This is a genomic window from Amycolatopsis sp. QT-25 (genome assembly GCF_029369745.1).
Classification (GTDB): domain Bacteria; phylum Actinomycetota; class Actinomycetes; order Mycobacteriales; family Pseudonocardiaceae; genus Amycolatopsis.
In genome coordinates this window covers 125,246-137,408 of record NZ_CP120210.1, presented here as the reverse complement: position 1 = coordinate 137,408, position 12,163 = coordinate 125,246, and the positions used below count along the sequence as shown (strand labels likewise).

General features: G+C 68.7%; 13 protein-coding genes and 1 tRNA gene. 2 read left to right on the top strand and 12 right to left on the bottom strand.

Going from position 1 to position 12,163, the window contains the following annotated elements:
• Positions 1-85 precede the first annotated feature (85 nt).
• Entirely contained in the window at positions 86-931 is an 846-nt protein-coding gene (locus tag P3102_RS00635; RefSeq protein ID WP_276365650.1) for a S49 family peptidase, read from the bottom strand.
• A 19-nt stretch (positions 932-950) separates the two neighbouring features.
• Positions 951-2,246, bottom strand: coding sequence for a histidine kinase (locus tag P3102_RS00630; protein ID WP_276365649.1), 1,296 nt, complete (start codon positions 2,244-2,246; stop codon positions 951-953).
• A 169-nt stretch (positions 2,247-2,415) separates the two neighbouring features.
• Between P3102_RS00630 and P3102_RS00625 the strand changes: the two genes are divergently transcribed.
• Positions 2,416-3,531: a serine hydrolase domain-containing protein gene (locus P3102_RS00625; RefSeq protein WP_276365647.1), complete on the top strand. Its 1,116-nt coding sequence runs from the start codon at positions 2,416-2,418 to the stop codon at positions 3,529-3,531.
• On the opposite strand, the gene P3102_RS00620 is transcribed toward P3102_RS00625, so the two are convergent.
• The 3 genes from P3102_RS00620 to P3102_RS00610 form a co-directional block, all read right to left on the bottom strand.
• Complete coding sequence (locus P3102_RS00620) at positions 3,532-4,395, bottom strand: DNA-formamidopyrimidine glycosylase family protein (protein WP_276365646.1); 864 nt, start codon at positions 4,393-4,395, stop codon at positions 3,532-3,534.
• Between the two features lie 32 nt (positions 4,396-4,427).
• Positions 4,428-4,868, bottom strand: coding sequence for a hypothetical protein (locus P3102_RS00615; RefSeq protein ID WP_034309559.1), 441 nt, complete (start codon positions 4,866-4,868; stop codon positions 4,428-4,430).
• A gap of 105 nt (positions 4,869-4,973) precedes the next feature.
• Entirely contained in the window at positions 4,974-6,569 is a 1,596-nt protein-coding gene (locus P3102_RS00610) for a sigma-70 family RNA polymerase sigma factor (RefSeq protein ID WP_276365644.1), read from the bottom strand.
• A gap of 197 nt (positions 6,570-6,766) precedes the next feature.
• Between P3102_RS00610 and P3102_RS00605 the strand changes: the two genes are divergently transcribed.
• Positions 6,767-6,839: transfer RNA gene (locus tag P3102_RS00605), tRNA-Gly, on the top strand.
• A 278-nt stretch (positions 6,840-7,117) separates the two neighbouring features.
• Here the strand turns inward: P3102_RS00605 and P3102_RS00600 are convergent.
• The 7 genes from P3102_RS00600 to P3102_RS00570 form a co-directional block, all read right to left on the bottom strand.
• Positions 7,118-8,827, bottom strand: coding sequence for a glycosyltransferase family 39 protein (locus P3102_RS00600; protein WP_276365643.1), 1,710 nt, complete (start codon positions 8,825-8,827; stop codon positions 7,118-7,120).
• Positions 8,828-9,213: 386 nt separating this feature from the next.
• Positions 9,214-9,615, bottom strand: coding sequence for an immunity 7 family protein (locus tag P3102_RS00595; RefSeq protein WP_276365641.1), 402 nt, complete (start codon positions 9,613-9,615; stop codon positions 9,214-9,216).
• A 38-nt stretch (positions 9,616-9,653) separates the two neighbouring features.
• A complete protein-coding gene (locus P3102_RS00590) occupies positions 9,654-10,193 on the bottom strand; it encodes a DUF2716 domain-containing protein (RefSeq protein ID WP_276365640.1) in 540 nt (179 codons plus the stop codon).
• A gap of 187 nt (positions 10,194-10,380) precedes the next feature.
• Positions 10,381-10,989 (bottom strand): hypothetical protein, encoded by a 609-nt coding sequence (locus tag P3102_RS00585; RefSeq protein ID WP_276365638.1) that lies wholly within the window; start codon positions 10,987-10,989, stop codon positions 10,381-10,383.
• A 75-nt stretch (positions 10,990-11,064) separates the two neighbouring features.
• Complete coding sequence (locus P3102_RS00580) at positions 11,065-11,580, bottom strand: hypothetical protein (RefSeq protein WP_276365637.1); 516 nt, start codon at positions 11,578-11,580, stop codon at positions 11,065-11,067.
• A 60-nt stretch (positions 11,581-11,640) separates the two neighbouring features.
• Entirely contained in the window at positions 11,641-11,886 is a 246-nt protein-coding gene (locus P3102_RS00575) for a helix-turn-helix transcriptional regulator (RefSeq protein WP_276365636.1), read from the bottom strand.
• The gene (locus tag P3102_RS00570) at positions 11,886-12,035 is read right to left on the bottom strand and encodes a type II toxin-antitoxin system RelE/ParE family toxin (RefSeq protein ID WP_276365634.1); all 150 of its coding nucleotides are present in this window, start codon (positions 12,033-12,035) and stop codon (positions 11,886-11,888) included. The genes P3102_RS00575 and P3102_RS00570 overlap by 1 nt, the downstream gene beginning before the upstream one ends.
• Positions 12,036-12,163 lie beyond the last annotated feature (128 nt).

The window sequence follows — 12,163 nt, the reverse complement described above, 5'->3', positions numbered from 1 at the left end:
GCAATGAAGGGGCCTTTCATCGCAAATTTTGCGATGAAAGGCCCCTTCATTGCCCGAGGTCACTGCCCGAGGTCACTGCACGAGGTCAGAGACCGAAGCGGCTCCAGGCGGCCTTGGACTGGACGGCGTCCAGCAGTGCGCTCGCCGCTGCCGGGGCGCCGATGCCCAACCGCGCCAGCAGCGGCTTCTTCGGTTCGGCGATCGCGATCTCGGCGTCCGGGTACCGCTCGGTGAGCACCTGGCGGAGGCTGCCGACGCCGTCGACGAGACCGAGCTCGACCGCGCGGGCACCCAACCAGACATCACCGGTGAACAGGTCTTCGGAGCCGGCCAGCCGGTCGCCACGACGTTCGGTGACCCAGTCGACGAACAGTTCGTGGAGCTGGCCGTGCATCTTCTTCAGCCACTCGACGTCTTCCGGCTTCTCCGGGCTGAACGGGTCGAGCCGGGCCTTGTTCGCGCCCGCGGTGTGCAGCCGCCGCTCGATGCCGAACCGTTCCAGCAGACCGGTGAAGCCGAAGCCGCCGCTGATCACGCCGATGGAACCGACCATCGACGTCCGGTGCGCGTAGATCTCGTCGGCCGCGCAGGCCAGCCAGTACCCACCGGACGCGGCGACGTCCTCGGCGAAGGCCAGCACCGGCACGTTCTTCTCGTCGGCGAGCTGACGGATCCGCTCGGCGACCAGGCCCGACTGCGTCGGCGCGCCACCCGGCGAGTTGATCTGCAGCGCGACGGCCTTCAACCGCTCGTGCCCGAACGCACGCGTCAGCGCCGATTCGATGGTGGCGAGGTTGATCGCACCCCTGGCCAGCGGCGACGGGGTCGGCGTGATCACCCCGTGCAGCTTCACCACGGCGACGATGTCCTTGCGTTCACCCCGATCGCCGATCATCGGGAGACGGGAGGTCAGCTTGTCCGCAACGCTCATCCTTCCAGGTTACCGACGTTCACGACGGCAGCACGCCGCTGCGCGAACCGCTCACCCCGCTGGACTCGTTCGGGCCGCCCTGGGGCGGGACGGCGGCGCTGTCGACGGAGAAGTCCGGCAGGTTCGGCCGCACACCGGGCATGAACTTCGGCACGCGCAGGGTCACCTTCATGCCGGCGCCGGGCGCCGTCTCGACCATGAGCGCGTAGTCGCGGCCGAACACCTGCTGCATCCGCTGGTTGATGTTGCCGAGCCCGACGTGCGCGCCCGTGCGGTGCTGGCTGCGCAGGTCCGCGAGTTTGGCGGGCTCCATGCCGATGCCGTCGTCCTCGACACTGATCAGCGCCTCGGCGCCGTAGTCCTCGGCGATCACCGTGACGCAACCGCCGGACGGCTTCGACGCGAGGCCGTGTTTGACGGCGTTCTCCACCAGCGGCTGGATGATCAGGAACGGCACGACCACCGAGAGCACCTCGGGCGCGATCTTCATCCGCACTTCGAGCCGTCCGCCGAAACGGGCGTTCTCGATGGTCAGGTACCGGTCGATGTTCCGCAGTTCCTCGGCGAGCGAGGTGAACATGCCCGACGTCCGGAACGAGTAGCGCGTGAAGTCCGCGAAGTCCTGAAGCAGCTCTCGCGCTTCCTCCGGGTCCGTCCGGATCAGCGACGAGATGGTGTTGAGCGCGTTGTAGACGAAGTGCGGCGAGATCTGCGCGCGCAGCGCCTTGATCTCCGCCTGCTGGAGCTGGTTCTTCGATTCGTCCAGGCGGGCCAGCTCGAACTGGGTGCAGACGAACTGCGCGACCGCGTCGGCCATCTGCACCAGCCGCCCGCGGGTGCGCCCGACGACCAGCAGCGCGGCCTCGGTTTCGCCCTCGACGATCAGCGGCACGATCACCGCGGTCCGCATCCGGCAGGTGCCGCGGTGATTGCACGGCATCTTGTCGTGCGCGACGACCTCGCGGCGGTGCTTGCGGATCGCGTTGCCGATGGCGTCGACGAGGTCGACGTAGTGATCGTTCGCCTCGCCGTCCCAGGACAGCAGCGTGCCTTCGCTGTCGGTGATGCCGACGGCGACGCAGTCGAGCATCTCCAGCAGCTGGCTGGTGATCTTGTCGGCGACCTGCTCGTCGAGGCCCTCGCGGAGATCCGGTGTCGCCTTCGACATCCGGTGGACGGCCTGCAGGACGGCGTTCTCCACGATGCTCGCGGGACGCCGCAGCTTGATCAGCAGGACGACGACGAGGATCCCGAGCAGCAGCGCCACTCCCCAAGGGATGATCTGCGCGATCTGGAGCCCGGACACGGCGTCCATGCTCTGCGCTCGACCAACCGGGTGCAAGGCCTGCTCCCCACTTTCCGTTGAGTTGTGACAACCGAGGGTGGGGCCGACCCTACCCAAGACCCGGGCGCCGTCCCCATGGTCACTCCCCGTCGCACGGGAAAGACTTCCCGCAGGCAATCGCTTCCGGGGGAGGAACACCATGCGCGGATCGGGGAAGGTCGCGGCGGGGATGCTGGCGGGGGTCCTGCTGGCGAGCGGGACGGCGGCCGCGGCCGGGGATCCGGTGCGCGCGGCCGTCGGCGACCTGGTCGGCGAAGGGGGATTCCCGGGGGCGGTCGTCCGGGTCCGGAACGGTGAGGCGGTCTCGCGCTTCGGCGCCGGGTACGCGAACCCGGTCACCCGCGAAGTCGCGGGGCCGCACCACCGGTTCCGGATCGCCAGCAACACCAAGTCGTTCGTCGCCACGGTAGTGCTGCAGCTGGCGGGCGAAGGCGTGCTTTCGCTCGACGATCCGGTGGAGCGACGAATGCCCGGTGTCGTACGCGGACCGGGCTACGAGCCCGAAAAGATCACGTTGCGCATGCTGCTGAACCACACCAGCGGCGTGCACGATCCGCTCGATCCGCACTTCTTCGACCCGTACCTCGTCCACGGGAACCGGGCGCACCTCATCACGCCGTCGGAGGTGATCCGGCGCTCGCTCGTCGATCGGCCCTCGTTCGCGCCGGGCACGGACGTGCAGTACTCGAACACCGGATACCTGTTGCTGGGCAAGGTGATCGAGAAGATCACCCGCCAAGACGTCCGTAAGGAGATCCAGCGGCGGATCCTCGATCCGCTCGGCCTCGGACAGACGTACTTCCCGCTGTGGTCACCATTTCTGCGCGGTCCGCATCTGCACGGGTACGACATGAGCGGCAAGGACATGACCGTGTTCAGCCCGTCGTACGACTGGACCGCGGGCGCGATGGTCTCGACCGTCGACGACCTCGCGACGTTCCATCGCGCGTTGCTGGCAGGACGGCTTCTGGAAGCCGCGCAACAGGCCGAGCTCAAGCGGCTCGTGCCGTACGGCGAGTTCGGCTCGTACGGCGCCGGCGTCGAGACACTCGAACTGCCGTGTGCCGAGGGGACGAAGACGGTCTGGGGCAACACCGGTGCCGGACCGGGATTCCACAGCGTCTCGATGAGCACCGCGGACGGCTCGAAGCAGATCGTGCTGGCGTTGAACGTGTACGACCTGGCCGCCGAGTCGCACGGCGGGAAGCGCGTGCCGAAGCCGCCGCTGCTCGCGGTCAAGGCCGCCCTTTGCTGACTACTTGAGCAGGCGCGACATCCGCCGGTCGGCGAGGGGCTTCCCGCCGGTCTGGCAGGTCGGGCAGTACTGGAACGACTTGTCCGCGAAGGAGATTTCGCGGATCGTGTCACCGCACACCGGACACGGCAGCCCGGTCCGCGCGTGCACCCGCAGCCCGGACCGCTTCTCCCCCTTGAGCCGGGCCGCGGACTGGCCGACCGACCGCGTCACCGCGCTGGTCAGCACTTCGCGGATCGCCTCCGAGAGCCCGTCGAGCGCCCCTTCGGACAACTTCCCGGTCGTGGCGTAGGGCGAAAGCCTCGCCATGTGCATGATCTCGTCGGAGTAGGCGTTGCCGATCCCGGCGATCAGCGACTGATCGGTCAGCGCCGTCTTCAGTCGTTCGGTGCGCCCGGCGAACAACTTCTCGAGCCCCGTGCGGTCCAGCGAAAGCGCGTCCGGCCCCAGCCGCGCGATACTGGCGATCTCCTTCTCCGGGTCGCGCACGATCCAGACGGCCAGCCCTTTTTTCGTGCCGGCCTCGGTGAGATCGAAACCCGGCCCGGCGGCCGTGTCGAGGTGGACACGCAGCGAGATCGGCCCCTTGCCGGGTTTGAGCGGCGCCGGCGACAACGCGTCGGACCAGCGCAGCCAGCCCGCCCTCGCCAGGTGGACGACCAGATGGAGCTCCCCGGCGACGAGGTCCAGATGCTTGCCGAAGCGGCCTGCCCCGGTGACCTCCCGGCCGTGCAACTCCGTCCACGGCGGTGTCGCCGTCTTCAGCACACTGAGGGACGACACGTCGACGCGGAAGACCGTCTTGCCCACCGCGTGTGCACGCAGGTGGTCAGCGAGCGCTTCGACCTCGGGTAACTCGGGCATGGCCCCAGTCTCGCGCGTTCAGGCCGCCGCGACTACTCCACCGGGTGCAGCGGGCCGTCGAAATCCGGGAGCGAGTGTTTCTGGATCGTCTTGCTGATCTTCGAAACCTCCCCGCGCACGGTGAACATGCCGCGGATGGTGCCCACCCAGCGCTCGGACGGCCGGTCACCCGCCAGATCGCCCTCGGTCTCGGCGACCACGGTCCACGGGCGGCGCAGGATCCACCGCAACGGGAAGAACAACGCGACCAGCAAGAGCGCCAGCGGAACCCAGGACGGGATCCGCACGTCGGCGGGTGTCCACATGATGAGCACGATCGCGAGCAGCGCCGTCACGGCGACCATCGCGATACCCGGGCCGTAGCTGCCGGCCACATCGTGCTCGAAGTCGTCCGCTGTCGCGGGAGCACGCCATTCCATCTGGGCTCGGACCACCCAGTCACGGCCGTCCTCGCCGTGCACCAGCCGGTTCATTCAGTCGCCTCCCGCGCGGCCGCTCGCTCGTCGTGAGCGAGCTCCACCGTACCGTGACGGCGGCCGGATCCGCGAGAGTTCGACGGCGATATCCCCGCTCGGGCGTTATGGGCAGGTCGGGTGGTCGACGCCGGGTTCCGGATACTGGGAAGTCGGCTTCACCGGGTTCGGCTCGTCCTCCGACGGCGTCTCGACCGCACTTCCGGGGGTGCCGGTCGTCGGCGAAGAGGACTCCTCCGGGTCGGTCGACTCCGGTGCGTTCGGCTCGGGCACGTCCGGCGCCGGCGCGTTCGGCTCGGGGGCGTCCGGGTCCGGCGGCTCGGTCAAGTCCCGCGGTGTCGTCGTGGTCGGGCTCAGCGACTCCTCGGGCGGTTTGAGCGATTCACCCGGCGGGACGTCGTCCCGCTTCGAAGTGGTCTGGTTCGAACCGGTCTCCGGGACCTCGTTCCGCGGCCCGGTCTCCTCCTGCGACGGAGTCTGCTCGGCCGGAGGCCGCACGATCTCGGCGTGACCGCCGCCGAACTCCTTCCGCGACGTGCCCACGCCGGGCAGACCCGGCAGGTCGGCCACTCCGAGCTCGACGTTCCGGCCGTTCGGGTCCAACGCGGCCTTGACCGGCTGGACGCCCTTGCCGTGCAGCCGGGTCTCGGCGATCCGCTGCGGCGGAATTTCCACCGGCTCACCCTGTACGGGCGGGGCGACCTGCGCGGGCAGCAGCGCCAGCTCGGGCAGGCCGCCGCCGGACAGGCCCAAGGTGTGCGTCACGTCCGTGCCGAACACCGCCGGCCCGGCCACGATCCCGACCGCGCCCGCGGCGGCCGTCGACGCCACCGCCAGACCGACCTTCACCTTCGACCCGAGCAGAATCCCCTTGACCGACGCGGCGAGCCCGGACAACGCCCCGCTCGCGTGGGCCCCGGCCGTGGCCGGCACCAGCAGCGCCACCACCCCGGCGTGCGCCCGCAACGACGAACAGACGTCACGTAGCTCGTCGTGCGTCGCCCGGCAGGACTGGCATCCGATCAGGTGGGTCTTGATCCGGCGGGCCTCGGCCCCGGTGACGCTGCCCGCGGTGAATCCGCCCAGCTTCTCGACGACTGACCGGCACGAGTCCGGCCCGCGGCTCACCGACAGATGCGCCTGCAGGTACGCGGCCCGCAACCCCTGCCGCGCCCGCCTGGCCAGCGCCGCCGTCGCGTTCGCGCTCAACCCGAAATGCGGCGCGACCATCGCCGGCTGCTCGCCTTCTACCTCGGTCTGCCACAGCACCGAACGCCACCGCTCGGGCAAACTCGTGAAAGCGGTCGTGATCAGCGAATGTTCGGCCGTGCGGGCGTTGGTGTCCGCCCCCGCCCCGGCCCGGAAACTCAGCTCGTCGTCGCTCACCGGCACGTCACGACGCGCGCCGTGCCACTCCCACGAGACCCGGCGGGCCACCGTCAGCAGGTAGGCCCGCACGTAGTCCCGCGGTCCGGCGCCCCGGCGCAACGCCTGAAGCACCCGGAAGAAGGTCTCGGCGGTGATGTCCTCCGCCTCCGACCGATCGGAGGCCAGACTGCGGGCCAGCCGCCGTACCGCGGCGGCATGACGTTCGAACAGCTCCCCGAAGGCGGCGTCCTCGCCGTTACGGAGACGCTGGAGCAATGCCTGCTCGTCGGATTCCGAGGCCGCCTGAAGCGGCACCGTGCCCTGCTCGGTCATCCGGCCAGGCACCTCCTCCCCGAAGGACTCACCATTCGGTCGAATGGGGACACCATACGGAGGTATGCAGCCGTCGTCACCCCTTGTACGTCAGGAGTGACACCGAAGCACCTGTAGGGGTGGGTCGAAACCGCTACGGACGGTCGGTGTATGGTGGGTCCACTGCTTCAAACGAGTGTCGAAGCAGCGAGGTACATGCGGATGTAGCGCAGCTGGTAGCGCATCACCTTGCCAAGGTGAGGGTCGCGGGTTCGAATCCCGTCATCCGCTCGCAGGTGGACATGGCGTGTCCAGGAAATGCCTGGACCAGGACATGTTCGCCATCCTTTCCGGAGGCCGAGTCCCCGGAGCCCCCACGGTGCTCACCTCTCGCCCTCGCAAGGGGTCACTGATGCTTGGCTCATCCGGCGTTTCTTCGCTTCTTGCCGGTCGGCCCAGCGGTTACTAAGTGCTACAGGTTCGGTGAGCAGAGTCACACGACCGTAGTAATTCGAGTTTGTGCATATATGGGCGAGGGCGCACCGGCGAAAACCGGTGCGCCCTCCTGCTCAAGAGGGCATGCAGGTGGGCTGCGGGCGTTGCCACAAGGTCACCAGCCGACCGTTCGGTAAGGGCCGGGTCGCGACCGGGGTGAACCCCGAGGCCGCCGCGGCGGACACCATGGACGGCGGATCCACCTTCGGCTCGAATTCGTTGACCGTTCCCGTCGCCGTGAACAGCAGGCACGTCTTGCTCGCGTCCCCGCCGTTGCTGTTCTGGTAGGACGTCAGCCAGCTGCGGTAGTCCGGTTCGGTGTTCCCGTTCTCCGTCGGATTGACCTGCGGCAACGCCACCCCGTAGCCGAGCTTCCGCAACATCTCCAGTTGCACGGTGTTGGTGTTGAAGAGCCGGTCACGGAACCCGAACGCCGTCGCCCCGCCCACCGCGTCGTGTTGCTTCACCTGATCGGCGGCCCATTCCGAAGCGGCCCGCCACTCCCGCACAGTCTCCACACTCACCGGCTCGGCGACATTGCCGTCCGGGTCGGCGTAGAGCTGCGGAGCACCGCGCCCGTCGGTGATCTTGGACGTGCCCAGCACCGGCAGATCCACTTCCCAGGGCCGAGCGGTGGGCAGCCGCAGATCCACCATCGGCACCAGCGCCAGCAGCCCGGCCGCCGCCACCACGAACGGCAGAACCCGCCGAAGCGAACGGTGCACCCGATACCACCCCCAAAGCGCCAGGATCGCCATGGACGGGACCAACGGGAGGAAGAAGGCGGTCCCCGCGTTCTTCGACGTCAGCACCGCCAGTCCGCCTTCCGCGACGAGCAGCGCCGACGGGAACAGCGCCGATGCCACCATCGAGCCGAGGACGTCCTTCGCCGGACCGGTCCGGATCTTGACGACGGCCACGACGATCGCGGCGACGAGCCCGGCACCCAGCAGCAGCGTGTGCGGCAGCCCGTGGTCGAAGATCAGCAGCCGGAGCCGCGCGACCCAGGCCGCGGGGTTGAACACCCCCGCTTCCTGACCGAACTCCACCGATTGCTTCCCGTAGCCGAAACCGAACAGGTACCCGAAGACCCGGGCACCGTTGGGCACCAGCCAGATCGCCGCGACGCCGGCGGCCACGAGCGCCGCGAGGACGAGATGTTTCAGCCGCCTCTTCCGATCATGCGGTACCACCGCCTGAATCAACGCGGCCAGCACCAACGCGGGTACGAACGCGATGGCCATCGTCCTCGACAACGGCATCAGCCCGACGAAGATCCCGAAGAGCACGACGAACCGCGGTTTCGACAGCCCTTCGGAACGGATCAGGCAGTAGACGGCCGCCGTCGTCATGACCGCCGCGGGCAGCGCGAAATGGTAGGCGCGGGCCTCGAAGAGCACACCCGGAGCGGTGGCGATCAGCACCGTGGCGATCCAGGCGAACGGGCGGCCTGCCACCCTGTCGGCCACGGCGTGCGTGAGCAGGATCAACGCCACCCCCGCCACCAGCGGGACGAGGAACGCGGCCACCGTGCCCGTCCCGGTCGCGAAGAAGTGCAACGAAGTCAACGCGGGCAGCAGTGGAGCTTGGATACCCGGCGACTCGACGGCCTCGATCCAGCCGGTGACGCCGTCCCGGAGTGCCGCGCCGTGGTTGTTCAACGCCATGCCGAAATAGCCGGCCTCGTCGATGTCGAACACCTGGCCATCGCGATACAGAACGATCCACCGGAAGTTGACGAGCAGCCAAGCGACCGCCACGCCGAGCAGTACCCATGTGTTCACTCGGACGCGGCGAATCCCCCTGGTCAAGACCATGGTCGAGAATGTAGCCGCGCCACTTGACCTGCTGGAGCGCGGGCGCTCGAACGTTCGCGATGCCAGGTCGACGTCGGCACAGGGGGCACGGGTCCTCAGCACGGATGGCACGGGCAGGTCGTCGGCGGCGCGGTCGGGCTCCCGGCGACGAAATTTCGCAGTCCGTCGACGGCATCGGCCGCTCGCGGTCTTCGGAGACGGCCCGCCGTTCGGCCCAGAGTTCAGGGGCGGGTCAGCGGCGATCCAGCCACCGTCACGAGGAACCGGGCGGGTGTTCTACGTCAGGGGTCATGGGCCACGAAGAAGCAGCCGGACAACAGGATTCGATCATCCGCGAAACGCGGGCGGACGGCTCAGATCTCGTAGTCGTCCAGCACGGTCGGCGCGACCGGGGACAGGTGCTCGTCGCCGCGTTCGGTGACCAGGCCGCGGGCCATCCGGTACACCCTGAATTCGTTGTCGTGCTCGGGATCCTGGTCGTCCCAGACGTGCAGGAGGCCGTAGGAGCCGGGGGCGAGGTCGCCGACGCGGGTGAACAGGTCCACCAGCTCGGGCGCGATGGCCGTGCCGTGCTTGTCCATCCCGCCCAGATGCAGCACCGGCACCCCGGCTGCCCAGCGCAGGTCGAGCAGATCGGCGTCGCCGAAGTCGCGGACGGCGCGGTGCACCCGCTCGACGATGCGCTCGAGCAGCGCCGCGTCGTCATCACCGGAAGGGCTCGCTTGGATGGTCACCCACCCGTGGTATTCGAACACCTGCCTGAGTTTAGGCAGGTCCGCCCGTCGGACGGTGGTCAGCCCGCCATCGCGGCCGGTGCCCCGTCGCGCCGGAGCACGGTGCCGAAGACGCGTTCGCCGTGCTTTTCGAAGGCGGGCACGAGGTTCTCGCCGTAGACGCACAGCGTCCGCTCCCACGGGTGCCCGAGCGTGCCGAAGCGGAAGTCGTTCGCCAGGAAGAGGTGGTAGTCGGTGCGCGGGAACACCGGGACCGGCCACGGGTCGAGCGCGGCGTGCCGATGCGGGTAGAAGCGGTACGACTGGTGCTGCCAGTGCAGCACCCACACCCATTCGTCCTCGGCGACGCATTCCTTCAGCGCCGAGAGGGCGACACGGGCGACGTCGTTCTGCTCGACGGCGTACGGGCCCAGCCGGAACTCGGGTGACGAGCGGTCGAGCCCCCTGGGCGCGAGGTCCCACGCGACGGACGGGGCGGGTTCACGGAAACCGGGCCAGGCGTGCGCGTAGGTGCTCGGCCAGAACGCGAGCTTGTCGTAGACCCAGTACCAAGCGGGCTCATCCGCGACCCTGGAGATGGCTTCCCAAGCGTTGTTCACGAGCGCCCTCGGTGGTTCGGCCGATTAAGACTGGGAAAGCTTCGTGTTCAGGGCTCAAGTTGTCCAGTCCGTAGGCAGACTCCGCGGATCTGTCACCTGATCAGATGCCTTGCGCCGCCGCCGGAACCATGAGAATGACAGCGCGTGAACGGCGGGCCCCACGGAAGGCAGGCCCGCCGTCGTTCGTTCACGCGGCCGCCTCCCAAAGGCTCATGAAGGCCGACGCCTCACTCCGTACCCACGGCCGCACCTTGTCGCGATCACGCGGCGACAACGCGAACTCCTTCGAACGCCGGACGTCGACCACGAGCGGCCGCCCGCCGGGGCGCAGCTCGTCCATGGTCTGCTCGAGCAGCCACAGCACCATCTGCGCCGCGTCCCGGCTCAACGGCTCCTCCTTGAAGTAGAGCCAGGTCACGTGGACGGGGCCGTCGCCCTTGCGCAGGCCGAGATGCGGATTGATCCCCACTTCGAGCGACCCGAGCCGCCATCGTGACCGGCCGACCTCGGCAGGCCGCAGGTCACGCCGCCCGAGGTAACGCAGCCAGCCGTTGGCGATCTCGGTGTAGTGCGGCCGCGTGCGCTCGTCCGCGTTCTCGACCAGCGCCCGCAGTACCTCGCGATCCCGCCCGGAGATCCGCCCGGCACGGATCGCGTTCGCGGCGCGGAGGTAGAAGTTGAACCCGCCCCGAGCCGGGTCCTCGTATTGACGACGCCAACGCCGGACGAACGAGGAACGCGAAGGACCCGAGCTCGTGCTGTACCCCACGAACGTGGGCAGGGTGATGTAGGCCATCCGTGTCTGCCTTTCGCCGCTGTTCCTGCTGTACAAAGCCCATTTTAGAACACATGTACGACAGAAACCGGGGCTTTACGGGTGACGCGGGGAAGGCGGCCAAGGACCTTCGAGCAGCTCGGCCGATTCCTCGAGGATCGGCACTTCGCAGACGTCCCTCGGGGTGAGATCGGTGGGAATCCAGTTGTCGAGCATCGCCGACCAGCGGGTGATCCCGCGCAGCGACGGCGGCGATCCGAGCAACTCGCCGACCTCGCTGACCAGCGCGCCGCCGGCCGCGGGCGAGAGGCGGCCGTCGACCATCGCGGTGAGCCAGCCGTGGATCAACGACCAGCGGGCGGCCGTCGGATCGGCGGGCAGTTCGAGGCCCAGTTCGTCGACGACCTGGCCGAACACCTTGTCGACGGCGGCTTCGGTGGAGGACTCCAGCCCGGCGAGCAAGGCGAGGGACGGGGTGTCGAGTCCGGCGACGATCGCGTCCAGCCCCGCCTCGACCAGGTGGGACGTGCGGACGTCACGTCCGGCGAGCCTGCCGATGGCCAGCTCGCGCAGCGCGCCGCGACACGCGTCGATTTCCGTCACCCGGCACATCCCACGTCGGCCACCGTACCGGCGGAACCGGCCGTCCGCGCCTGAGCAGCCGAAAGAGCATCACACCGTGGAAAGACGCGCAGTGATGCGAACGTCTGGATCGGCTTCGAGAACATGCGCCAGCCGTTCCGATACCGGAATGGTCGGAACCGTTCCTCCTGCCTCGAACCGCGCGACGGCGGACTGCGTCATACCTGCCTCGGCGGCGAGCCTCGTTGGGGACCAGCCACGTGCTTCGGGCATTTCACGCACGGTCCTGCCCAGGTCGTAAGCCAGCTTTGCGGACGCTTGCCGGACGCGATCCACTAGGTGATCCGCACGGCGTCCCCGTCCGGTTGGAACCGCAGCTCCCGCAGCTTGCCGTCGAGCTGTCGCGTGTACGGCTCACCCGACAGCGGGCCTTGCTCCGCGAGCAGATCCACGTAGAAGGCCACTGTCGCGAAGTGCGCCGCCACATTCGAGCAACCCGCCGTCCGAAGCGGCAAGATCGGTGCTGGACCAGGTCGTGCGGGGACGTAAGAATGAGGAAAGACCACATCAACCACCCATAAGGGTGCATGCAACACTGGCTGCCCACACCCGG

Excerpts from the sequence above, each read along its gene's own strand:
- P3102_RS00635 (WP_276365650.1), bottom strand. The coding sequence starts at position 931 with ATGAGCGTTGCGGACAAGCTGACCTCCCGTCTCCCGATGATCGGCGAT.
- P3102_RS00630 (WP_276365649.1), bottom strand. The coding sequence starts at position 2,246 with ATGGACGCCGTGTCCGGGCTCCAGATCGCGCAGATCATCCCTTGGGGA.
- P3102_RS00625 (WP_276365647.1), top strand. The coding sequence starts at position 2,416 with ATGCGCGGATCGGGGAAGGTCGCGGCGGGGATGCTGGCGGGGGTCCTG.
- P3102_RS00620 (WP_276365646.1), bottom strand. The coding sequence starts at position 4,395 with ATGCCCGAGTTACCCGAGGTCGAAGCGCTCGCTGACCACCTGCGTGCA.
- P3102_RS00615 (WP_034309559.1), bottom strand. The coding sequence starts at position 4,868 with ATGAACCGGCTGGTGCACGGCGAGGACGGCCGTGACTGGGTGGTCCGA.
- P3102_RS00610 (WP_276365644.1), bottom strand. The coding sequence starts at position 6,569 with ATGACCGAGCAGGGCACGGTGCCGCTTCAGGCGGCCTCGGAATCCGAC.
- P3102_RS00585 (WP_276365638.1), bottom strand. The coding sequence starts at position 10,989 with ATGGCCTACATCACCCTGCCCACGTTCGTGGGGTACAGCACGAGCTCG.
- P3102_RS00580 (WP_276365637.1), bottom strand. The coding sequence starts at position 11,580 with ATGTGCCGGGTGACGGAAATCGACGCGTGTCGCGGCGCGCTGCGCGAG.